At 31.0% G+C, this 21,969-nt stretch carries 24 protein-coding genes and 1 pseudogene; 7 read left to right on the top strand and 18 right to left on the bottom strand.

Annotated features, from left to right (window positions below; translation table 11 throughout):
• Positions 1–3,319 (bottom strand): annotated as a pseudogene (locus ACVC5O_RS07345) (hypothetical protein); the annotation flags it as partial.
• Between the two features lie 230 nt (positions 3,320–3,549).
• On the opposite strand from ACVC5O_RS07345, the gene ACVC5O_RS07340 reads away from it, so the two are divergent.
• Positions 3,550–3,834, top strand: coding sequence for a DUF3817 domain-containing protein (locus tag ACVC5O_RS07340; protein ID WP_452220826.1), 285 nt, complete (start codon positions 3,550–3,552; stop codon positions 3,832–3,834).
• A gap of 99 nt (positions 3,835–3,933) precedes the next feature.
• On the top strand, positions 3,934–5,142 hold the full coding sequence (locus tag ACVC5O_RS07335) for a thioredoxin-like domain-containing protein (RefSeq protein ID WP_452220825.1): 1,209 nt from the start codon (positions 3,934–3,936) through the stop codon (positions 5,140–5,142).
• Positions 5,143–5,148: 6 nt separating this feature from the next.
• Here the strand turns inward: ACVC5O_RS07335 and ACVC5O_RS07330 are convergent, their stop codons facing one another.
• Complete coding sequence (locus ACVC5O_RS07330; protein ID WP_452220824.1) at positions 5,149–5,532, bottom strand: acyl-CoA thioesterase; 384 nt, start codon at positions 5,530–5,532, stop codon at positions 5,149–5,151.
• A gap of 122 nt (positions 5,533–5,654) precedes the next feature.
• On the opposite strand from ACVC5O_RS07330, the gene ACVC5O_RS07325 reads away from it, so the two are divergent.
• On the top strand, positions 5,655–6,071 hold the full coding sequence (locus ACVC5O_RS07325; protein ID WP_452220823.1) for a glyoxalase: 417 nt from the start codon (positions 5,655–5,657) through the stop codon (positions 6,069–6,071).
• Between the two features lie 7 nt (positions 6,072–6,078).
• The gene (locus ACVC5O_RS07320; protein WP_452220822.1) at positions 6,079–6,525 is read left to right on the top strand and encodes a hypothetical protein; all 447 of its coding nucleotides are present in this window, start codon (positions 6,079–6,081) and stop codon (positions 6,523–6,525) included.
• On the opposite strand, the gene ACVC5O_RS07315 is transcribed toward ACVC5O_RS07320, so the two are convergent.
• The 7 genes from ACVC5O_RS07315 to ACVC5O_RS07285 form a co-directional block, all read right to left on the bottom strand.
• Positions 6,522–7,193 (bottom strand): DUF2461 domain-containing protein, encoded by a 672-nt coding sequence (locus tag ACVC5O_RS07315; protein WP_452220821.1) that lies wholly within the window; start codon positions 7,191–7,193, stop codon positions 6,522–6,524. The genes ACVC5O_RS07320 and ACVC5O_RS07315 overlap by 4 nt on opposite strands.
• A gap of 76 nt (positions 7,194–7,269) precedes the next feature.
• Positions 7,270–7,434: a hypothetical protein gene (locus tag ACVC5O_RS07310; protein WP_452220820.1), complete on the bottom strand. Its 165-nt coding sequence runs from the start codon at positions 7,432–7,434 to the stop codon at positions 7,270–7,272.
• A 25-nt stretch (positions 7,435–7,459) separates the two neighbouring features.
• Positions 7,460–7,672, bottom strand: a complete 213-nt coding sequence (locus ACVC5O_RS07305; RefSeq protein ID WP_452220819.1) for a hypothetical protein — start codon at positions 7,670–7,672, stop codon at positions 7,460–7,462.
• A gap of 106 nt (positions 7,673–7,778) precedes the next feature.
• Positions 7,779–7,940, bottom strand: coding sequence for a DUF1328 domain-containing protein (locus ACVC5O_RS07300; RefSeq protein ID WP_452220818.1), 162 nt, complete (start codon positions 7,938–7,940; stop codon positions 7,779–7,781).
• A gap of 47 nt (positions 7,941–7,987) precedes the next feature.
• Positions 7,988–8,893 carry a mechanosensitive ion channel family protein gene (locus tag ACVC5O_RS07295; protein ID WP_452220817.1) on the bottom strand — a complete coding sequence of 302 codons (906 nt, stop codon included), beginning with the start codon at positions 8,891–8,893 and terminating at the stop codon, positions 7,988–7,990.
• Between the two features lie 52 nt (positions 8,894–8,945).
• Positions 8,946–9,446, bottom strand: coding sequence for a Dps family protein (locus ACVC5O_RS07290; protein WP_452220816.1), 501 nt, complete (start codon positions 9,444–9,446; stop codon positions 8,946–8,948).
• A gap of 144 nt (positions 9,447–9,590) precedes the next feature.
• Positions 9,591–10,370 carry a tRNA pseudouridine synthase A gene (locus ACVC5O_RS07285; protein WP_452220815.1) on the bottom strand — a complete coding sequence of 260 codons (780 nt, stop codon included), beginning with the start codon at positions 10,368–10,370 and terminating at the stop codon, positions 9,591–9,593.
• Between the two features lie 94 nt (positions 10,371–10,464).
• Between ACVC5O_RS07285 and ACVC5O_RS07280 the strand changes: the two genes are divergently transcribed.
• The 3 genes from ACVC5O_RS07280 (at position 10,465) to ACVC5O_RS07270 (ending at position 13,049) form a co-directional block, all read left to right on the top strand.
• Positions 10,465–10,881 (top strand): hypothetical protein, encoded by a 417-nt coding sequence (locus tag ACVC5O_RS07280; protein WP_452220814.1) that lies wholly within the window; start codon positions 10,465–10,467, stop codon positions 10,879–10,881.
• 77 nt (positions 10,882–10,958) lie between these two features.
• Positions 10,959–11,759, top strand: coding sequence for a LytTR family DNA-binding domain-containing protein (locus ACVC5O_RS07275; protein ID WP_452220813.1), 801 nt, complete (start codon positions 10,959–10,961; stop codon positions 11,757–11,759).
• Between the two features lie 96 nt (positions 11,760–11,855).
• Positions 11,856–13,049, top strand: a complete 1,194-nt coding sequence (locus tag ACVC5O_RS07270) for a S41 family peptidase (protein WP_452220812.1) — start codon at positions 11,856–11,858, stop codon at positions 13,047–13,049.
• 91 nt (positions 13,050–13,140) lie between these two features.
• On the opposite strand, the gene hisIE is transcribed toward ACVC5O_RS07270, so the two are convergent.
• From hisIE to ACVC5O_RS07225, 9 genes are all read right to left on the bottom strand, one after another.
• Entirely contained in the window at positions 13,141–13,746 is a 606-nt protein-coding gene (gene hisIE, locus ACVC5O_RS07265) for a bifunctional phosphoribosyl-AMP cyclohydrolase/phosphoribosyl-ATP diphosphatase HisIE (RefSeq protein WP_452220829.1), read from the bottom strand.
• A 309-nt stretch (positions 13,747–14,055) separates the two neighbouring features.
• Positions 14,056–14,811, bottom strand: a complete 756-nt coding sequence (gene hisF / locus ACVC5O_RS07260; RefSeq protein WP_452220811.1) for an imidazole glycerol phosphate synthase subunit HisF — start codon at positions 14,809–14,811, stop codon at positions 14,056–14,058.
• A 67-nt stretch (positions 14,812–14,878) separates the two neighbouring features.
• Complete coding sequence (hisA, locus tag ACVC5O_RS07255; protein ID WP_452220810.1) at positions 14,879–15,613, bottom strand: 1-(5-phosphoribosyl)-5-[(5-phosphoribosylamino)methylideneamino]imidazole-4-carboxamide isomerase; 735 nt, start codon at positions 15,611–15,613, stop codon at positions 14,879–14,881.
• A 90-nt stretch (positions 15,614–15,703) separates the two neighbouring features.
• Positions 15,704–16,288, bottom strand: a complete 585-nt coding sequence (hisH, locus tag ACVC5O_RS07250; RefSeq protein ID WP_452220809.1) for an imidazole glycerol phosphate synthase subunit HisH — start codon at positions 16,286–16,288, stop codon at positions 15,704–15,706.
• A 90-nt stretch (positions 16,289–16,378) separates the two neighbouring features.
• Entirely contained in the window at positions 16,379–17,524 is a 1,146-nt protein-coding gene (gene hisB / locus ACVC5O_RS07245) for a bifunctional histidinol-phosphatase/imidazoleglycerol-phosphate dehydratase HisB (protein ID WP_452220808.1), read from the bottom strand.
• Between the two features lie 28 nt (positions 17,525–17,552).
• Positions 17,553–18,611 (bottom strand): histidinol-phosphate transaminase, encoded by a 1,059-nt coding sequence (hisC, locus tag ACVC5O_RS07240; protein ID WP_452220807.1) that lies wholly within the window; start codon positions 18,609–18,611, stop codon positions 17,553–17,555.
• Positions 18,612–18,740: 129 nt separating this feature from the next.
• Entirely contained in the window at positions 18,741–20,024 is a 1,284-nt protein-coding gene (gene hisD / locus ACVC5O_RS07235) for a histidinol dehydrogenase (protein ID WP_452220806.1), read from the bottom strand.
• Positions 20,024–20,881, bottom strand: coding sequence for an ATP phosphoribosyltransferase (hisG, locus tag ACVC5O_RS07230; RefSeq protein WP_452220805.1), 858 nt, complete (start codon positions 20,879–20,881; stop codon positions 20,024–20,026). Before hisG ends, hisD begins: the two co-directional genes overlap by 1 nt.
• A 274-nt stretch (positions 20,882–21,155) precedes the next feature.
• Positions 21,156–21,968 (bottom strand): prohibitin family protein, encoded by an 813-nt coding sequence (locus tag ACVC5O_RS07225; protein WP_452220804.1) that lies wholly within the window; start codon positions 21,966–21,968, stop codon positions 21,156–21,158.
• Position 21,969: the final 1 nt, after the last annotated feature.

Below are 21,969 nucleotides of genomic sequence, written 5' to 3'. Positions count from 1 at the left end.
ATACGTAAATTGTAGTTTCGTCTGGCAAATTGGTTGGTAAATCGAAAGTCGTTACGTTGCCAACATCTTGAGCGTTTAAAATATCGCTTCCTCCAGCAGTTGTGCCAACAGTTAAACTATAACCTGTAGCATTTCCTATCGCATTCCACGTTAAATCTGTTGTAATGGACACGTCTGTTGCTCCATTTAATGGTGACGTTAAAGTTGTACATATTGGCAGAATGACTTCTGTAGTAAAGCTTTCTTCTGTACATGCAGTTGCGTTTCCTGCGGAATTATATGGTATTACAGTCACATAAATTGTTGCCTCGTCTGGCAAATTAGTAGGTAAATTGTAAGTTGTTATATTACCAACATCTTGAGCGTTTAAAATATCACTTCCTCCAACAGTTGTGCCAACAGTTAAACTATATCCTGTGGCGTTTCCTATCGCATTCCATGTTAAATCTGTTGCAATGGACACGTCTGTTGCTCCATTTAATGGTGACGTTAAAGTTGTACATAATGGCGGAATGACCTCTGTAGTAAAGCTTTCTTCTGAACATGCAGCTGCATCGCCAGAAGCGTTATAAGGTGTTATAGTTACAAATATTTGAGTATTATAAGGCAAGTCGGTTATAAAATCATAGGTAAGGACATTTGCAACATCTAAATCGTTAAGAATATCATTGCCTCCAGAACTTGTACCAATTGTTAGTCTGTAACCATCTGCATTGGCAATAGCATCCCAATTTACATTTGTTGTTACTGGAATATCAATAGCAGCATTGACTGGATTATTTATAATAGTACAATTTGGAATATTTAGGCTAGTTTCTGTAGTAAAAGTTTCTTCTAAACAGCCTGTAGCATTTCCTAAACCATTGTAAGGAGTAATTGTAACATAAATTAACGCTCCTTCAGGTAGATCAGATGGAGGATTATACGATGTTGAATTGCCAATATCAACTGCATTAGCAATATCAGTTCCTCCTGCAGAGGTTCCCATTGTAATTAAGTAACCTGTAGCATAAGGACTCGCATTCCATTCTACATTAGTACTTATTGCGACATCAGTATCGCCATCCATTGGTAAGGATAAGTTTGTACACGTAGTAGGACTTTCTGTGGTTCCAGTAGTAAAACTTACTTCTGGACAACTTAAAGTATTTCCACTATAAAAATATGGAGTAACAGTAACATAAATTTGCGTTCCTGGCGGAAAATTAGTTCCTGTGTTGTAACTACTTACATCTCCAACATCAACATTGTTTAGGATATCTGTTCCTCCAGGTGTTGTGCCAATACTTAAAAAATAACCACAAGCACCTAAATTATCATCCCATTCTAAAGTTTCGTTTAAAGCAATATTTGTGCTTCCTGCTACAGGATTTGTTAATGTTGAACAACTCTCTGGAGGAGACGTTATATTTAGAGTGATATCGTTTCTTATTAATAATAGATTTTTTCCATCGGTTCCTGGAGGATCTGCGTTTTCAAAAGGGACTAAATCACTAGTAATTTCTGAGTGATACACTCCTACATCACAACTTGTAACCGAAGGAATGGTATAATTAGGTGCATCTGGTGCTCCAGGAATAGGAACACCATCTTTAAACCACGTGTAATGGTTTTGAGATCCTGCACAAACTGTTGTTAAAGTAACACTATCGCCAGCATTAGCATTAATAGTATCTATTGTATCTACTTTGGCTTGAGGAGCGTAAAAGTAATCATCAATATTTGGGATGCTTGTCCAATTTGGTGGTGGACCAAAGGTATTATCGTAAAGTACATAATCTGCATGCTCGTTTTCAAAATGACCAAATTCAAAATTATTGTTATCAAAAGCTAAATCAAACCTAATAGGACTTATATTATAAAAAGGTGCAATTAAACTGGCATAATCTGGTACTTGACCAGATAATTGATTGTAGCTAACAATCAATGCTCCTCCATTAATACCTCCTTCATTAAGTCTTAAAGTGTAATATTGTTCTAGAATTGATGTGCCAGTAAATAAATTATTATTTAAATAAAGGTAAGTTAATTCTATGTTTTGGGTAATATCTAGTGATTCTATTTGATTAAAAGAAGCATCAAAAGTCCTCAATTCTATATTTTGAGTAAGGTCTAACCCTGTTGTTGTAAATAAGTTGTAACTAATATTTACTGTCCAAACTACTGTGTTTTGAGTTAAGTCTAGGTTAGAAATTTGATTTTCGCTTAAATTTAAATATCTAAGAATTGTGTTTTGTGTTAAATCTATACCTAATAAATCATTATCGTTTGCCCATAATCTTTGTAAAACTGTATTTTGGGTAACATCTAATCCAGTAAGATTATTATCATAAATCCATAGCGTACCTAATAATGTGTTTTGTGTTAAATCCACACTATTTAAATCGTTGTGTGTTAACCAAATGTAATCTAATAAAGGGTTTTGAGTTAAATCAATAACCAATGGTACAGTCTCATTAAATCTAATATCCAAATTTGTGATCTCTGGCACAGCAGCTAGAGATAATGGATTAATAAAATTATGATGCCAAATTGTTAAACTATCAAATGTATTAGTATTTGGTAAAATTAACTCTTCTAGGTAAGTACCAAATAAATCTAAACGCACTAAATTAATATAGTTTGAAACATCTATAACAGGAATATCAATTGAACTTATATATAATTCTTCTAATACATCTGTCTCATCTGGCAAAGTAATAGTTGTATTTACTTGACTTCCTCTAATTAAAATTTCTTGCAAACCATCTAATAAAGAAAAATCTAAAGTTGGATCTGATAAATTTCTAGTTTCAACTATAGTTAATGTATTAGTAACAGGAAAGATTAAATTTGTTAAATCTCTTAAATGATGAATATTTAATTGAATCAAGTTAATATTCTGAGAAAAATCTAATGTAGTAATAGGTGGATAAGGTGCTCCTCCTTGAATTTGACTTTCAATAAAAACAGTTTCTAAAAGTAGATTTTGACTAAAATCCGCATTAGCTAAAGCATCATTATTGTCTGATGTGAAATTAATTAATTGTGTTAGTGCTGTTAAATTAATATCTTGGACTTGATTGTCTCCTAAATCTAAATCGGTAAGATTAAAAAAAGCTTCAATTCCAGTGATATCTGTAATTGTTGTACTGTTTGAGAGATTCAAATTACTAATAACTTGCGCATCTGCATCTAAAATGTTTCCGTTTAAACCATTGGTATCTATGCCTTGGTCTATTAATTCTTGTTCAAAAGCAGCATCAGGAATGGCTGTGGTTTGTGCTAAACTTATTGAAAAAATGAAAAACGCTAAAATAGAAGAGTAAAGTAACTTCATTTATATTATTAATTATAAAAATTCAATTATACAAAGTACGAGAAAACTTATTAAACTAGATCTTAAAACCGAATGATTTTTTATTTTTTTATACACACCATAAAGTTAAAACTACTATTTATCAAATAGTTAAAAACACTTAACTGTTAAATTTACTTTAGCTTTAAAATCCTGAAGCCATTTCTTTTTTTAAAGTCTTTTTCTTACTTATTTTTGTAAAAAAATAGCGTATGTCCACACTTAAAATTTTTAGAATTGTAGCTTTTTTAGAAGGCGTATCGTATATATTACTAATGGGAGCATCTATTTATAAACGCACAAATGGCGACGACTCTTTTGTGAAGCTATTAGGCATGCCTCATGGTTTGCTGTTTGTGGCTTATGTTGCATTGGCAATTTTTTTGCAATCTACTTATAAATGGAATGGTAAAACACTCGCCATAATTTTAGCTGGTTCATTAATTCCGTTTGGGACTTTTTATGTTGATTATAAGTATCTTAAGCCTTTAGCTTAGTCTTTATTTGTAAGTTGTTTATTTCGTGTTAACAAAAAAGAACACTTAGTGGTAATTGCGTATTAAATTATTGTAATATAGCGCAATAAAACCCTCTTTATGTATAAGTTTACATTTATTTTGCTATTAATTGCAAGCCTATTTTTTTTTAATTGCGAACAGAAATCAACTAATAATCCATCTATTAAAGCAGAAGTTTTAAATGAAAACACATTACGTTTAGATAATGAGTTTTTAATTAAAGGCACAATATTTAATGCTGAAGCTGAAACTATTTTTCTTTTAAAAAATAATAATGATTCTATTATTAAAATAGATTCTACAATTGTAAAACATAATACATTTACATTTAAAGGACTTGCTGAAACACCTTCGATTTATACAATAACCTCTAATTTAGAGCATACAGGTTTTAATTTTTTAGTGGATAATTCTGAAATTAATCTTTTCTTAAATAGCAAAGCAGAACAATCCACAACCTACTCTACTTCTACTATACAAACAGACTATAGAGTTTATACTGAAAAAATGAGTGATTTTAAATCACAAGGTATGCAGTTGTATTATGGTTTGAAAGGTGATTTTTCGCCAAAGAAAATTTTTCAGTTAAAACAAGATAGATCTGCTCTCTTTAAAGCGCAAAGTGATTATGTTTCAGAGTTTATATTATCTCATCCAAACTCTTACTTTTCTGTATTATTAATAGACGAGCAGTTTAATACCTTAACGCCTAATACGCTAAGAAAGTTATTTGATAATTTGTCTGCTGAAATTAAGGAATTAGCCTATGTAAAATCATTAGATTCTGCACTAATAGAAAAAGAATCTATTGCAAAATTATCAATTCCTTTAAATACAAATCCTCCAAAAAATACTGTAACTACATCTGGTGAATACAGACCAAAAGCCTATACCATAAGTGGTAAAAATCAATTTGGAGAGACTATTTCTCTAGCTTCAATACCAAAAGGTAAAGTTGTTTTAGTCGATTTTTGGGCCAGTTGGTGTGGACCTTGTAGAGCAACCAATCCTAATCTTGTGCAATTGCACAGAAAATACGAAAAACAAGGTTTAGTAATTTTAAGTGTTTCTGAAGATAAAGGAGAAGCCGAATGGATTAATGCTATAAATGCCGATAATTTAACTTGGGATTACCATATTATTGATAAAAACAAAACGATTGCATTTAGGTATGGTGTTGAGTCTATTCCTTTTAAACTGCTTATTGATAAACAAGGTCGAATTGCTAGTGAAAAAATTTCTGGCAGTAAATTAGAAACTAGAATTAAACAGCTGTTGGCAGAATAATTAGTTTTAAAGTCTATCCTTAACGTATTCTACTTTTGTTTTGCCATGCGGTTTTGGCTTATTATTAGCACCAAGATTAACCATTATAATATTATCTACAGTAAGTATAGTCTCTCTGGTCATTTTATTACGTGCTTCGCATTTAAGGGTTAGTGAGGATTTACCAAACTTAACCACTTCCATACCTAACTCCACAATATCACCTTGTTTAGCAGAGCTCATAAAATTAATTTCTGATATGTATTTGGTAACAATTTTTTTGTTTTCGAGTTGTATTAGAGTATATAATGCAGCTTCTTCGTCTATCCAAGCTAGTAATCGGCCACCAAATAGCGTTCCATTAGGATTTAAATCTTCGGGTTTAACCCATTTTCTGGTATGAAATCTCATAGTTATATATTATTTAAAGTTAAAGGTAGTGAATTGTAATTGTTCATAACACAGTTAAAAAGTATATTATTTGATACTTCTATTGGCTTTATTTATTGATATTTTTATTAAAATTAAAAATTATGATTACAAGAGACGAGGCATTATTAGCTATTAGACCTCAGATAGCTACTTTACAAATTAATGAGTCTATGAGTGCAGATGAGCGTTTTCAAAATATAACTCTAAGACCACTAATTAAATTGCAAAACGATTTGCTAATTGCTGTTTTTAAAAATTATATTACTAAGCATAAAAACGTATTTTACGAGCTCACTTTAGAGCGTAGATTACATTATATTGAAAATGCTTTACATAAAGACATTAAATTTAGAAATGCTTTAAAAGGAATGATTATTGGGCAATTTACAGTCGAAGAATATGCGATTTACATTAAAAATTCTTCAGCTTTAAATAAAAGAATTATGAATATTATTAAGCAACGATTACAAAGTAATATTCAGCTTTTTGAAAAATCGGACATACTGCAAGCAGTATAAATTTCTAATGACAACAAAACAACAGCTCTTACAAATTTGTAATCAACAGGTACAAAAACGTATCACAGATTATAAAAACGAAATTGAATTAATTAACGAGGCTTTAGAGAATAATGATAAAGGATCTTCTGAAGGTGATGACTCTGGTAATGGCAAACTGTTAACCGATTTAGAAAAAAATATTGGCTATTTAAACGATGCCAGAAAAACTGAGGAGTATTTAAAGCTTGTAAAAACTAACCTTTTAAATACTAACGCTGCTTTAGGGAGCTTAGTAAAAACGGATAGTCTTCATTTTTTCATTGCCATTAGTATTGGTAAAATTGAAATTGAAGATGAAAGTTACTATATTATATCTTTACAATCTCCCATTGGACAATTATTAAAACAGAAAACTGCTGGCGAAATGTTTGAATTTAATGGAACAAAATACACCATTACAGAAGTGCTTTAGTCCTTAAGTAATGATTCGCCATTTAAGTTTGTAGTAAGCACATCGCTCATATAATCAAAAAAGGGTCTTATAGTTTTAAAACTATCACTAACGGTTTTGGCAAAATTGACATCGCAAACCTCTTTATCTGTAAATGTTTTAGTAAAAATAAATTGCTTTTTACGTATTAAATCTATTGCAGAATGCTCTTTATCAAAATTTCTTGGTGCTGTTTTAAGCTCATCTCCTATTAAATTTCCCCAAACAGATTTTAACTGTGTATTGCTTATGATTTCTCGTATTTCTTGGTCGTCCATTTCAAATTCTTTACGAATTCGCAATAAATCGTCTTTATTAGGATCCCAAAACCCTACGCCTAAAAAACTATTTCCTGGTTGAATTTGAACGTAGTAACCACCTCTTAATCGTGGTTTTGTTCTCTGAAATCCTGCGCCAAAATTATTTTTATAAGGCAACTTATTTTTAGAAAAGCGTACATCTCTGTAAATCCTAAACACCTTCATTTTCTCAAACTCATCGTGTGTTTGCATAGTGTTATAAATAGCATTAAATAGTGATTTAACCTCTTTTAAAGCGCTATCATACTCTGATTTATGGTCTGCAAACCACTCTCTATTATTATTTTTCTCAAGTTTTTTAAGAAAGTCTAAGGCTATTTTAATATTCATGTTCTAAAGTTTGCTTTTAAAACTAAAAAAAAGTCTCGAAATAAATCGAGACTTTGAATGTTATTTATTTAACTGTTTAATCTACAGCATCTTCTACATCATCTGCTGCATCCTCAACATCGTCTGCCACATCTTCTACAGCATCTTCAACTTTTTCTCCTGTTGATTTTTCATCTCTACATCCTGTTAATACTATTGATAGCGAAAATAACAAGATAAATGTGTAAGCTAATTTTTTCATTTTATTTTAGTTTTAGTGGTTATTATTAGTTGTTTGTTTCTTCTTTTACTTCTTCAATTTCATCTTCAACATCTTCAATTGCATCTTTAACATCGTCTGAGGCATTTTCTAAATCCTCTCCTACTTCGTCAATAGCTTCTTCAATCTTTTCTTCTGGTGTTTTTTTCTCTTCTCTACAGCTAGTAAATACTACTGCCATAGAAAATAACAACATACTAATATATACTAATTTTTTCATTTGTTTATTTTTTTTGATTGTTATTTAAAAATAAATAACTAATCAGCCAACTATATTTTTGCTTCTTTAATAGATTAAAACTGATTAGTATTTACATAATAATTATTTATGCTTTTACTACGTTTTTAATTAGTGTAATTAAAAATAACACAATAAAAACAAAAAACAAAATTTTTGCAATTCCTGCGAATGCTCCTGCCAAACCACCAAAGCCAAAGACTCCAGCTATAAATGCAAGTATAATAAATGCAACTGTCCATCGTAACATAATTTTATTGTTTTAATGTTAATAATTAAACTAAAAGTGCTTTACTTTTAATTGTCTGAGAATGACTTTTCCATATTTTTAGGTGCATCAAAAGATAGTTTATTATCAAACTGCAACGTTCTAATAGGAAATGGTATGTTAATATTCTCTTTATCGTAGGCTTTCTTAATTTCTATAATCGCTTTACTTTTGGCTCTTAATTTTTCTAGTGCATTTTCTGCATCAATCCAGAATCTACATAAATAATTAATTGAGCTTCCACCATATTCTGTAAAGTAAAATTCTACATCTTCTGGTTTTTCAATTTGATCAAAAGTATTACAAATGGTTTCTTTAGTTAATTGTTCAACTTTTTCTAAATCCGATTCGTAGCCTACTCCACACTCTAAAAACACTCTCATTTTTGTTGTTAATGTGTAATTTTTTAGTGGATTTTCTAAAATCAACTTATTTGGTATTACTACCATATTATTATCGGCTTCTTTTAAGGTAAAATCTTTTAAATTTATATCTATAACTTCTCCAGAAAACCCATTGGTTTCTACCCAGTGCCCTATTTGTATTTTCTTTCTAAACGATAATACTATACCAGCAAAAGTGTTGGATAAGGTACCTTGTAATGCTAATCCAATAGCCAAACCAGCAACACCAGCACCAGCTAGTAAGGATGTTAATGTTTTACCTAAATTTAATATTCCTAAGGCTAAAAACAAACCTGCTAACACTACTATTACTGCAGAGAGTCGACCAATCATATTGGTAATTGAGTTTTGATCAACCTTTTTTGCAACTAATCTAGACACAAATTTATTAACATATTTTGCAATAAAATATGCAGCTACTAGTACTAGAATAGCTAGTAAAAGATTAGGGATATTTGTTATTATGGCATTTAGCCAGCTTTCTAATTTATCAATTAATAAATTATAGGCTTCTGATAATTGTGATTTCATGTGTTTTGGTTTTTTAAAGTTTCTAATTGGTTTAAATTGTTATCTTTAAACGTTATGAAACCGCTTCTTTTTTAAATTGGTCTGTAGTTTTCTTAGACCATGCACTAAGCATCCAACTTGTTTTTTCTAATTCTCTAATGTAAGCTCCAATTAAATCTATTGTACCTTCATCTTCAGCATCTGTAGCTTTATTAATAACTTGTGACATTTGAGTTAAAATGGTTTTATGGTCGTTTAATAACTCTTCAATCATTTCTTGGTCTGTAATCATTGCTGAAGTTTCTGATAAAGAAGATATTTTTAAATAATCTACCATTTTGCTTACAGGATGATGCTTTAATGTTAAAATTCGCTCTGCAATTTCATCTATTTTTACTTTAGAATCATTGTACATTTCTTCGAATTTTTCGTGTAAATCAAAAAAATTTTTCCCAACTACATTCCAATGGAAGCTTCTTAATTTTTGGTAATAAACGTGAAAATCTGCTAATAATGTGTTTAACTCCATTACTACAGGTAATAATTTTTCATCTTGCATATTCAAATAACTCATAACTAAATTTTTATATTGGTTTAAATTCAATATAAACGTAAGAGTGGATTTGTCAAGTGATTTAACAGGCTTTAACGGAGTTAAGTTTTTATTAACATAAATTATGTTAAGCAGATTTAGTGTCTGTTAATATTTTTAACAAAATTATTCGAACTCAATAGTGTTTAAAATTAAGCCAGATGCAGGAGCAATGTATTGCATATTATAAGGATAGTCTGGTTGTAAACTGGCACTGATATCTTGTAGAGTACGTTTGCCTTGTCCTAATTCTATTAATGTTCCCATCATTAGTCTAATTTGGTTACGCATAAATCCTTTACCTCTTACACGTAACATATAACTTTTTTCAGGAAAAAAATTTGCAGTATAAATTGTATTTTCTATAAGCTCGCAATGTAATATTTCTCTATTATAAATCCCTTTATCTGTTGGTTTATAACAATAGGCTTTTAAGTAATGCTGACCTTCAAACAACTTTGCGCCTTGTTGCATAAGCTCAATATCTAAGTCCCCTAAAATAGTTGTTAAGATTGGTGCACAAAACGGATGGAATTTACCTCCAAAAGCAAATACATAAAGATATTCTTTAATCTTAGAATGTTGTATAATATTAAATTTTGCATCAACTTCTCGGATTGCTTTGGCTCTAATATCTTGAGGTAAATTTTGATTAAAGAGTTCTAAAAAGGCATCGAAATCTTCAATTGGTTCTTCTAAAAACAGCTCGAAAGCAGCATTTTCTGCACTTACCATTGCATCTGTGCGGCCGGAAGTTAAGGTCTTAAAATTCTTTTTTTCTAAAATGAAATTTAAAGTCCTATCTACCATTAAGTGTAAGGTTTTAAGGTTTGGTTGCTTTTGCCAACCATGAAATCTATATCCTAAATATTGAATGGTTATAACGTAGAAAAACTGTTTATTCATAATAAGTATAATGAAGCTCGAAAATACAGCATTCATTATCATTCACAAAAATTTTATACCTTGAAGCCTAATTAACTAACAAAAACCATAAATTATGACACAAAATTTAACCACCAAACCACCAATTTGGTTTTGGATTGTAAGTATTCTTGCTCTACTTTGGAATGTAATGGGCGTTATCTCTTATTTAGGTCAAGCGTATATGAGTGATGAAGTCATTGCTCAACTCTCTGAAACAGACCAACAAATGTATGCCAATTTACCTGCTTGGTACACTGCTGCATTTGCAATTGCAGTTTTTGCAGGCGCTTTAGGTTGCCTAGCTTTATTATTAAGAAAAAAATGGTCTTATTTTTTATTGTTATTATCTTTAATTGCTGCCATTATACAAATGAGCTATTTGGCCTTTGTATTAAAAATGGCAAATGTAATGACACCTTTTATAATTATTGTATGTATTGCTTTAGTCTGGCTAGCAAAACACGCCACTAAAAAAGGTTGGATTTCTTAAAATGAAGTGTTTATAATATTAAAAAAGCATCAGATTTATTTCTGATGCTTTTTCTTTACATTCTTTTACAATTTAATATGTTAAACTTCCATTATCCATTTGATCCAAAACTAAAACACCACATCTTAATAGCTATTGGTATTGCTATCTGGATTTTTATGTTTTTATATTTTACAGAACCTTTGGATGTCGACGAGCTAAATAACCAAGAAAAGCTAATGTATTTGCCCTTTTATGGCTTAATTGGAAGTTTATCTTACCTTATGTTTATTCCGCTTCAACAATTTTTATATCATAAAAGTAATGGACAATGGTTATTAAAACATGAATTAATTTTTCTACTTTGTTTATCAGTCATATCGATAATTTTAGCCAGATGTTACTACTTATATGTTGTTGTAGCTGGTCAACCCAACCCTTATGATTTAAAATATATGCTAACCTCGCTTTTGTTGCCTGCATTAGCCATTATATTACCAATTATAATTATAGGTCGTTTTGCTTTTGGAAAATACTATGAGAAGAAACTTGAAGATCAAAAAATTGAAATCTCTGGAGAAGGTAATTTTGAAAACTTGAAGCTTCATCTCAACGATTTGATTTGCATCCAATCCTCAGATAATTATATCGAAGTTTTTTATCTCTCTGGATCGGTTTTAAAGAAAAGTTTAATACGAAATAAATTATCTGTAATTGAAGACACGTTTCCAGAATTATTAAGAACACATCGTTCTAATATTATCAATCCTTATCATTTTCAATCTTGGAAAACCGAAAAAGGGAAACATTTATTAACACTATCACATACTATAGAAGCACCTATTTCTAAAACTTATCTAGAAGAAGTAAAAAGGGTTTTAAATTTCGCCACAGAATAGCATCATTTCACCCCAAACACCTATTACAATTGAGTTTTACTTGATTTCAAAATTATCTTTGCTTCAGAAAGTTTAATCAATTAAAACCTAGTCATTATGAAAAATTTAGTATCAATTTTAGTGCTTTTTGTATTCTCAATCAATCTTTCATTTTCACAAACTGAAACTTGCGATTGTAAAACCGATTTAGATTTTGTAGTAGAAAAAATGAGAAAAATGCCTTCTTACAAAAAGCAGATTAAAGGAGACAAAGCAACTCAATTTGAAAACACTTATAAAATGCTTTCTAATAAAATGAAGCAACCAATTGGTGTTGAAGCGTGTTACAAATTACTACTTCAACAAATGGATTTAGTAAATGATAATCACTTTAATTTATACATTACTGATAAATACCAAGATGATATATCAAAAGTAAAACAACATCCAAAATCTAATAAAAACATTATCGAACTTAAAGAAGAGTTATTAAAGAAAGACGAAAACGAATTAGAAGGGACTTATAACTATGGAGAGGATTTATTAATAGGTATCTATTTTGATAAAAATAATAAAGACTTAACAGGAGTTGTTTTAGAGAGTAAATTAGCACATTGGCAAGTTGGAGATATTAGTTTTCAAGCCTATCCAGTAAGAACTAATAAATACAATGTATATCAATACAGATTAAAAACTAAAGCGCCAAGATTGGTAAAAAGTATAAGTTTTGAAAACGGAAGATTACTAAGCTACAAAAAGGTTAACAATACTTTTAATTTTGAATTGCCATCAAAAGATCAAGCTGAACTGGAATTTAAACAACTAAACGACAATACTCAATACTTATATTTTGGAAATTTTAGTAACAGCAAAAAAAGGGAACATAGAGCATTTTTTGAAGATACAAAAAACAGACTAACAGCTCAAAATATTATTATAGATTTAAGAAGTAATACTGGCGGAAACAAGAAGTTTTCTGACCCTTTTTTAAAACTATTAAAAAACAAAAATGTATACATCATTACAAATGCCTTTACAGTAAGTAATGGCGAACAATTTACTACAAAACTAAAAAAACTTAAAAATGCAAAACATTTAGGTCAAGCTACTTTTGGTATTATTTCTTATGGTTTAAATTATGGTACCAGTTACACTACTCCATCTGGTTACTTTTCAGTTTTACCAACAGATATGAATTTTCATGAGTTTTTTGAATTTGAAAGTAAAGGTGTTGCGCCAGAATTTCCATTAGATTTTAATAGTGATTGGATTGAGCAAACTTTAGAAATTATAAAAGCAGATACTAAATAACACATATAAAAGTTTTACGTGGTTCTAATGCAAGATTAAACTTTCTATTTAAACATTAGAATAAAGCTGTTGCTAATTTTAGTAGCAGCTTTTACTTTTCTCTTTGCTTTAAAACATTAACCACATCGTTAAGTTTAAAACCTTTAGCCTGTAATAACATTAAATAATGGAACAGTAAATCCGCACTTTCGTTTAAAAACAAATCGTCGTTGTTGTCTTTTGCTTCAATAACCACTTCTACTGCTTCCTCTCCTACTTTTTGAGCCACTTTGTTGATACCTTCAGCAAATAAAGAAGCAACATAAGATTTTTTAGAATCTCCTTCTTTAACACGCGATTCTATCGTGTTTTCTAATTTTGAAATAAAACCAAAAGATTCTACATTTTCTTCATTCCAACACGTATCACTTCCTTTATGGCAAGTTGTACCTTTAGGATTAACTTGAATCAGTAACGTGTCGTTATCGCAATCTAATTTTAGATCCACTAAGTTTAAAACGTTACCACTGTCTTCACCTTTAGTCCATAAACGATTTTTTGTTCTGCTAAAAAAAGTAACCAGTTTCGTGTCTTGTGTTTTTACAAACGCTTCTTTATTCATGTAACCCAACATCAACACATTTTTTGTTGTTGCATCTTGTATGATTGCTGGTACTAATCCATCGTTGTTTTTATTGAAATCTATGTTCATAAAAATTCTTTTTTCATTCCCACAAAAGTGGAAATCTGTTTATTATTATAAAATGCTGAAACAAGTTCTGCATGACGACTTATAGTCAATCCTTTGTATGGTCGAGCGCAGTCGAGACCTCTATTTATTTAATAACCTCTCGACTGCGCTCGAGGTAACTTTAATTTTGTGTGATGCTGAAACAAGTTTAGCATAACCTTGTTTTTTCTCATCAGTTCGAGTGAAATTGCTTTTTAGCAATTTTGTATCGAAAACTTCATTTGACTTCTTGATACAATTTTTCGTACCTCAAAATCACTCGAAGTGACAATGTATTTATAATCTTACTGCTATATTACTATCTCTTAATGCTTCTTTTAAGTCTTTAATTTCTATTTCTCCAAAATGAAATACGCTTGCAGCCAAAGCAGCATCCGCTTTTCCGACTTTAAAAGTATCCACAAAATGTTGCACGTTTCCTGCGCCTCCTGAAGCTACTATAGGAATATTTAATGTGCCAGACAATTTAGATAAAGCCTCATTTGCAAAACCAGCTTTAGTACCATCGTTATTCATGGATGTGAATAATATCTCGCCTGCTCCTCTGCTTTCAACCTCTTTAGCCCAATCGAATAAATTTAACTCGGTTGGAATACTTCCTCCAGCTAAATGCACTATCCATTCATTATTAATGTGCTTAGCATCTATTGCAACAACCACACATTGGCTACCAAATTTGTTAGCTAATTCGTTTACCAATTCTGGACGTTTTACAGCAGAAGAGTTTATAGACACTTTATCTGCTCCAGATTTTAAAAGTACATCTACATCTTCAACAGATGATATTCCTCCACCAACAGTAAACGGAATATTAACCTGTTCTGCAACTTTTAAAACCATATCAATCATGGTCTTTCTGCCTTCTAAAGTTGCCGAAATATCTAGAAAAACAAGCTCGTCTGCTCCTTTTACAGCATATTGCTTGGCTAATTCTACAGGATCTCCTGCATCACGAAGGTTTACAAAATTGACACCTTTAACGGTTCTTCCGTTTTTAATGTCTAAACAAGGTATAATTCGTTTTGTAAGCATATTTTAGCTTTTGACTTTTAGCTTTTGGCGATTAGCTAACTGCTAAAACCCAATAGCTAAAGGCTATTTAAATAAATCGTTCTAATTCTTTTAAAGTGATTCTGTTTTCGTAAATCGCTTTACCAATAATTACGCCTTCACAATTTATTTCTGAAAGCTTTTCTATATCTTCAATAGTCGTTACTCCACCTGAAGCAATAAGTTTTATGGACTGACCAGAACTACCATTAGTACATTCTTCAATGATATTTTTATACAAGTCTATTGATGGACCTTCTAACATTCCATCTTTTGAAATATCTGTACACACCACATATTGAATGCCTTGTTTTTGGTAGTCTTTGATAAACGGAATTACCTCTAAACTACTTTCTTCTAACCAACCACTAATGGCTATTTTTTCGTTTTTACAGTCTGCTCCTAAAATGATTTTTTGAGAGCCATATTTACTAATCCAACGCTCAAAAGTATCTCTGTTTTTAACAGCAATACTTCCTCCAGTGATCTGTCTAGCTCCAGAATTAAATGCTGTTATAATATCGTCATCAGACTTTAAACCACCTCCAAAATCGATTTTTAAATTGGTTTTAGAAGCCACTAGCTCTAACACACGATAATTTACAACATGAGCTGCTTTTGCACCATCTAAATCGACCATATGCAAATACTCGATTCCTGCGCCTTCAAACTGTTTTGCTACCTCTAAAGGATTCTCATTGTAAATTTTGGTGGTATTGTAATCGCCTTTTGTTAAGCGTACACATTTTCCGTCTATGATATCTATTGCTGGTATTATTCTCATATTCATTTCCCACGGAAGTGGGAATCTATTTTTAAATTAATAATTTAGCTTTTGGCTATTAGCAAATGACTAACAGTAAACAGCTAAAAGCTATTTTAACTCTATAAAATTCTTTAATAGTTGTTCTCCTACTACACTACTCTTTTCTGGATGAAATTGTACACCATAAAAATTATCTTTTTTTAAAGCCGAAGCAAAATCTAAGCTATAAGTAGTTGTTGCAATACTTTCTTTACAATTTTCGGCATAAAAACTATGTACAGAATACATAAATGTTTCATTTTTAATGTCTTTAAATAACTCTGATTTTAAATCTGTTATCGTGTTCCATCCCATTTGTGGCACTTTAACTGTATTGTTAAAACGTTTTACTGTTGTATTAAAAACACCTAAACCTTTAGTTTTACCTTCTTCTGAAGATTTACACATCAATTGCATCCCTAAACAAATCCCTAAAACTGGTTGTTTTAAAGTTGGAATTAAAGTATCTAAACCACTTTCTTTTAGCTTTTGCATTGCAGAGCTAGCTTCTCCAACTCCTGGAAAAATCACTTTATCTTCAGATTTTATTTCTTCTGGATTATTGGATAGTATAGCATCAAAACCTAAACGCTTAAAAGCAAACTGTATGCTTTTAATGTTTCCTGCTCCATAATCTATAATTACTAATTTCATTTTTATATTTTTTTGTCATTCAGAGCGAAGCGAAGAATCTCTTGTTTAAATAAATCAAGATTCTTCAGTCGTTCCTCCTTCTGAATGACATTATAACATTCCTTTTGTACTTGGTAAAAACATGTTATTAGCATCACGTTTTACAGCCATTTTCATTGCTTTTGCAAATGCTTTAAAAATGCCTTCTATTTTGTGGTGTTCGTTAGTTCCTTCGGCTTTTATATTTAAATTACATTTTGCGCCATCTGTAAATGATTTAAAGAGGTGGAAAAACATTTCGGTTGGCATATCGCCTATTTTTTCGCGTTTAAAATCGGCTTCCCATTCTAACCAGTTTCTACCTCCAAAGTCAACAGCTACTTGTGCTAAGCAGTCGTCCATTGGTAAACAAAAACCGTAACGCTCGATACCTAATTTATTACCTAAAGCTTTATTAAATAATTCGCCTAAAGCAATCATGGTATCTTCAATCGTGTGGTGCTCATCAACTTCTAAATCGCCATCAACTTTAATAGTTAAATCCATTGCACCATGACGACCAATTTGGTCTAACATATGGTCGAAAAACTTTAATCCTGTATCAATATCATTTTTACCAGAACCATCTAAATTTAACTTAATGTAAATTTTGGTTTCGTTGGTATTACGTGTAATTTCTTCTACACGATCATTGAGTTTTAAAAACTCGTAAATGGCTTTCCAATCTGTACTTGTTAAGGCGATACAATCTAAAATGGCTTGTTTTGAGCTTTCTATTTCATCTGCTCCTAATTCTGGATCTTCAGACAAAAAGATACCTTTTGCTCCAAGGTTTTTAGCTAATTCCATGTCTGTAATTCGGTCACCTAAAACAAAACTGTTTTCTAAATCGTATTTAGCTTTATTAAAATATTTAGTAAGCAAACCTGTTCTTGGCTTGCGTGTTTCGGCATTTTCATGCGGAAATGTTTTGTCTATACATACTTCAGAAAAAACAACACCTTCTTTTTCGAATGCTGAAATCACTTTGTTTTGAGCTGGCCAAAAGGTGTCTTCAGGAAAAGCATCTGTTCCTAAACCATCTTGATTGGTTACCATAACAAGCTCAAAGTCTAACTCTGAAGCTATTTTAGCCATGTATTGAAATACTTTTGGGTAAAACTCTAACTTCTCTAAACTATCTAGTTGATAATCTACAGGTGGTTCTAAGACTAATGTTCCGTCTCTGTCTATAAAAAGTACTTTTTGCTTACTCATAATTATATTTTTTTAGACCTCACAGGTTTTAAAAACCTGTGAGGTCTTTCAATGCTTTAATTAATTTTTTGTTTTCTTGAGAAGTACCTACAGTTAAGCGTAAGCAATTCTCACATAACGGTTGATTGGTTCTGTTTCTAACAACAATCCCTTTTTCTAATAATTGATTATAACGTTGGTTGGCATCATCTACTTCAACTAATACAAAATTAGCATCTGATGGATAAATAGTTGATACAAAACCTATTGTTTTTAATGCTGAAATTAATTGCTTTCTTTCAGTAATAATCGTTTTTATTTCTTCTGAAACTTTCGTTTGATTTTTTAATCGCTTAATTGCTTTTTGCTGTGTTAACTCATTAACATTATATGGTGGCTTTATTTTGTTTAAAACTGCAATAATTTCTGCGGAAGCATAACAAACACCTAACCTAATTCCTGCCATACCATAAGCTTTAGACAGTGTTTGTGTTACAATTACATTAGGAAACTCTTGTAGTCTATTAATCCAACTTTGTTGATTTGAAAAATCAATATAAGCTTCGTCAATCACTACAATACCCTGAAAATCATTTATTAACTTTTCAATAATTGAAGCCTCAAAACTATTGGCTGTTGGGTTATTTGGTGAGCATAAAAACAATAATTTGGTATGTGTGTGTGCTGCTCTTGAAACTTCATCAAAATCAGGTTGAAAGTCTTTAGTTAATTCAATTTTAATAACCTCTATTGCATTGGTATTGGCTAACACTTCATACATACCATAAGTTGGCGGAAGTGTAATAATTTTATCTCGATTAGGCTCACAAAAGGCTCTGAATATTAAATCTAATACTTCGTCACTTCCGTTTCCTAATAACATATTTTGAGTTGGAACGTTTTTTATTTTAGATAACAATGCTTTTACGTCTTGCTGTTGAGGATCTGGATAACGGTTTACTCCATTCTCAAAAGGATTCTCGTTAGCATCCAAAAATACCATATCTTGTGAGGTTGCATCTTTATATTCGTCTCTTGCGGAAGAATACGGTTTTAGCGTTTTGATATTAGCTCTAACTAGGTTATTTATGTTAAAATTTTGTTTCATTTTTGTTGTCTGGTCGAGCGCAGTCGAGACCTATTTAATTTTTATTGCTTTTGAAAAACCTCTCGAGAACTGCGTTCGGTACTTTCAATCAAAATATATTTTGATTTCAATAATGCTCGAGGTGACTTTTTATTTTAAATCTTTAAGTCGGATTGAAACTGCATTTTTATGTGCTTGTAAGCCTTCGGCTTCAGCCATTAACTCTATTGTTTTACCAATATTTTGAATACCTTCTTTAGTGATTTTTTGAAATGTAATCGCTTTTGTAAAACTGTCTAAATTTACTCCAGAATATGCTTTACTAAATCCGTTTGTTGGTAAGGTATGGTTGGTTCCAGAAGCATAATCTCCAGCACTTTCTGGTGTGTAATTACCTATAAATACTGATCCAGCATTAATGATGTTATTCGCAAAAAACTCATTATCATTAGTACATAATATTAAGTGTTCTGGAGCATAATCATTAATTATATCTAGCGCAACATTTGCGTTTTCCATAATAATAGCTTTAGAATTTTTCAAGGCTTGTTTAGCTATATCTTTTCTTGGTAACGCTTCAATTTGTTTTTCAATTTCTTTTTGCACCTCTTCGACTATATCTATAGAATCTGAAACCAAAATAACTTGGCTATCTACACCATGCTCAGCTTGGCTTAACAAATCTGAAGCCACGTAACTTGGATTAGCACTACTATCTGCTGCAACTAACAACTCGCTTGGTCCTGCAGGCATATCAATAGCAACACCATATTTTGTTGCTAGTTGCTTTGCAACAGTAACAAATTGGTTTCCAGGTCCAAAAATTTTATAAACTTGCGGAATACTTTCAGTCCCAAACGTTAGTCCAGCAATAGCTTGAATACCACCAACTTTAATAATTTTAGTCACACCACATAATTGTGCTGTGTATAAAATCTCATTAGCTATTTTGCCTTTTGTATTTGGAGGTGAACATAATACAATCTCTTTACAGCCTGCAATTTGAGCTGGAACAGCCAACATTAAAACAGTTGAAAATAAAGGCGCTGTTCCTGCAGGAATATAAATTCCAACTTTTTGAATCGCTCGTTTTTCTTGCCAACAGGTAACACCTTTTGTAGTTTGTACACTAATTTTATCTGTTTTTTGTGCTTTATGAAAGGCTTCGATGTTACTTTTAGCTTGTTGAATGGCTTGTTTTAAATCTTCTGAAACTAATAGTGAAGCATTTTTTATTTCGTCATCAGTAGCTATATTAGATCTTAATTCACAACCATCAAATTGTTTAGTATATTTTGCAATTGCGATATCACCATTTTGAGAGATATCTTCAAAAACTTGATTAACGATTTTTTCAACATCAGCAACGGTTTGTGTTGGTCTTTTTAAGATTGTTTTCCAATCGTTTTTATTCGGATTAAGTATCGTCTTCATTATATCACCATTTTTTCGATTGGACATACTAAAATACCTTGTGCTCCATTCAGTTTTAATTCGTCAATGACTTCCCAAAATTGGTTTTTATCAATTACCGAGTGTACAGAACCCCAACCTGCTTCAGCTAATGGCAAAACCGTTGGGCTTTTCATTCCTGGTAAAATGCTAATAATCTTTTCCAACTTATCATTTGGAGCATTTAACAAAACATATTTTGAATTTTGACCTTTTAATACTGCTTGAATTCTGAATTGAATTTTATCTAGTAACTTTTGATTTTCATCAGATATTTTAGGAGAAACTGCTAATACAGCTTCGGACTTTAAAATGACTTCAACTTCTTTTAAACCATTTTTAAATAAGGTACTTCCACTAGAGACAATATCAACTATAGCATCTGCTAAACCTATATTTGGCGCTATTTCAACTGAACCATTAATGATATGTAAATTTGCCGAAATTCCGTTCTCGTTTAAAAACTGATTGACTGTATTTGGGTACGATGTTGCTATGCGTTTTCCTTCTAAATCTTTAACCGATTTGTATGTATCGCCTTTTGGTATAGCTACAGAGACTTTACAGCTAGAAAAACCCAATTTTTCAGCAATTTTAATGTCATTGCCTTTTTCTATTAAGACATTTTCTCCAATAATTGCAATGTCAACTACACCATCTTTTAGGTATTGCGGAATGTCTCCATTACGTAAATAGAAAATTTCTAATGGAAAGTTTTTGGCTGATGCTTTTAGTTGGTCTTTACCGTTATCTATAGATATACCAATGTTTTTGAGGAGTCGCATAGAATCCTCGTTTAATCTTCCTGATTTTTGAACTGCAATTTTTAATTTACTCATATCATTAATCCGAGAAAGCGGAAGGCTTTGTTTTATGTTTAAGTAAATCTTTTGGAAGTAATTTCCGAATATATTGGAATAAAAAAACCGTTTGATTTACTCAAACGGTTTTTAAAATATGTTGATTCTATTCAATACATCTTCAGTTCGCTTGAGTGCAAATATGAAAATGATGATGATGTAATTGAATAGTATTCATGTCTTTTTTTGTCTTAACAAAGATTGCAAAATTAATTGCACAAATCCTAATTTATACTATATATTTTTTTTAACTCTACTGATTTCCAAGTATAATAGGCATTCCGCTATCTCCAGAACCTATAACGATAACTTTACTATTTGGAGATTCTGCAAGCTTTATAGTTGCTTCAATTCCTTTATCTTGTAAAATTTTATCGGTTAATGAAGCGCTTAAAATTTTATTAGCATCTGCTTTACCTTTAGCTTCAATTCTAACTTTTTCTGCTTCTTTATCTGCAGTGACTAATCTAAATTCATACTCTAAAGATTCTTGCTCTTGTTTTAATTTACGCTCTATAGCTTGTTTGATTGTTGGTGGTAACTTAACATCTTCAACCAATACTTTTTTTACAGTTAAATATTGACCTTCTAATAACTTAGTCACTTCGTCTAAAATTTCTTGCTCAATAACATCTCGTTTACTAGAGTATAATTGCTCTGGAGTGTAACGACCAACAACGCTACGTGCTGCAGCATTTACTGCAGGATCCAATAATTCCATTTCGTAATCCTCACCTTTAGTTTGGATTAATTTTCCTAGGTTTTCGTATTCTGGTTCGTACCAAATGGTTCCGTTTACTTTAACTTCTAATCCATTTACTGATAATACGTTCATTTCGTCTGATATGGACTGTTGACGCACTTTACGCACAATCATATCGTTCCATGGCATAATGATATGAAACCCTTCGCCATAGGTTTTATCTGTATTTATTCCGTCTCCTAAACGTTCAAAAATAACACCTCCTTCTCCTGGTCCAATAGTTACTGCTGATTTGAGTAGTAAAAACACTAATATTACTATTCCTATAATAATTGGCAATCCTAATTTTGGTAATTTTTCCATG

This window comes from Lacinutrix salivirga (assembly GCF_053604675.1).
Note: the sequence above shows the minus strand (reverse complement) of the source record. Positions and strands in the feature narration are given on the sequence as shown.

Bases quoted from the DNA above. Each gene is read 5' to 3' on its own strand.
- ACVC5O_RS07340 (WP_452220826.1), top strand. From the start codon at position 3,550: ATGTCCACACTTAAAATTTTTAGAATTGTAGCTTTTTTAGAAGGCGTA.
- ACVC5O_RS07335 (WP_452220825.1), top strand. From the start codon at position 3,934: ATGTATAAGTTTACATTTATTTTGCTATTAATTGCAAGCCTATTTTTT.
- ACVC5O_RS07330 (WP_452220824.1), bottom strand. From the start codon at position 5,532: ATGAGATTTCATACCAGAAAATGGGTTAAACCCGAAGATTTAAATCCT.
- ACVC5O_RS07325 (WP_452220823.1), top strand. From the start codon at position 5,655: ATGATTACAAGAGACGAGGCATTATTAGCTATTAGACCTCAGATAGCT.
- ACVC5O_RS07320 (WP_452220822.1), top strand. From the start codon at position 6,079: ATGACAACAAAACAACAGCTCTTACAAATTTGTAATCAACAGGTACAA.
- ACVC5O_RS07315 (WP_452220821.1), bottom strand. From the start codon at position 7,193: ATGAATATTAAAATAGCCTTAGACTTTCTTAAAAAACTTGAGAAAAAT.
- ACVC5O_RS07310 (WP_452220820.1), bottom strand. From the start codon at position 7,434: ATGAAAAAATTAGCTTACACATTTATCTTGTTATTTTCGCTATCAATA.
- ACVC5O_RS07305 (WP_452220819.1), bottom strand. From the start codon at position 7,672: ATGAAAAAATTAGTATATATTAGTATGTTGTTATTTTCTATGGCAGTA.
- ACVC5O_RS07300 (WP_452220818.1), bottom strand. From the start codon at position 7,940: ATGTTACGATGGACAGTTGCATTTATTATACTTGCATTTATAGCTGGA.
- ACVC5O_RS07295 (WP_452220817.1), bottom strand. From the start codon at position 8,893: ATGAAATCACAATTATCAGAAGCCTATAATTTATTAATTGATAAATTA.
- ACVC5O_RS07290 (WP_452220816.1), bottom strand. From the start codon at position 9,446: ATGAGTTATTTGAATATGCAAGATGAAAAATTATTACCTGTAGTAATG.
- ACVC5O_RS07285 (WP_452220815.1), bottom strand. From the start codon at position 10,370: ATGAATAAACAGTTTTTCTACGTTATAACCATTCAATATTTAGGATAT.
- ACVC5O_RS07280 (WP_452220814.1), top strand. From the start codon at position 10,465: ATGACACAAAATTTAACCACCAAACCACCAATTTGGTTTTGGATTGTA.
- ACVC5O_RS07275 (WP_452220813.1), top strand. From the start codon at position 10,959: ATGTTAAACTTCCATTATCCATTTGATCCAAAACTAAAACACCACATC.
- ACVC5O_RS07270 (WP_452220812.1), top strand. From the start codon at position 11,856: ATGAAAAATTTAGTATCAATTTTAGTGCTTTTTGTATTCTCAATCAAT.
- hisF (WP_452220811.1), bottom strand. From the start codon at position 14,811: ATGCTTACAAAACGAATTATACCTTGTTTAGACATTAAAAACGGAAGA.
- hisA (WP_452220810.1), bottom strand. From the start codon at position 15,613: ATGAGAATAATACCAGCAATAGATATCATAGACGGAAAATGTGTACGC.
- hisH (WP_452220809.1), bottom strand. From the start codon at position 16,288: ATGAAATTAGTAATTATAGATTATGGAGCAGGAAACATTAAAAGCATA.
- hisB (WP_452220808.1), bottom strand. From the start codon at position 17,524: ATGAGTAAGCAAAAAGTACTTTTTATAGACAGAGACGGAACATTAGTC.
- hisC (WP_452220807.1), bottom strand. From the start codon at position 18,611: ATGAAACAAAATTTTAACATAAATAACCTAGTTAGAGCTAATATCAAA.
- hisD (WP_452220806.1), bottom strand. From the start codon at position 20,024: ATGAAGACGATACTTAATCCGAATAAAAACGATTGGAAAACAATCTTA.
- hisG (WP_452220805.1), bottom strand. From the start codon at position 20,881: ATGAGTAAATTAAAAATTGCAGTTCAAAAATCAGGAAGATTAAACGAG.
- ACVC5O_RS07225 (WP_452220804.1), bottom strand. From the start codon at position 21,968: ATGGAAAAATTACCAAAATTAGGATTGCCAATTATTATAGGAATAGTA.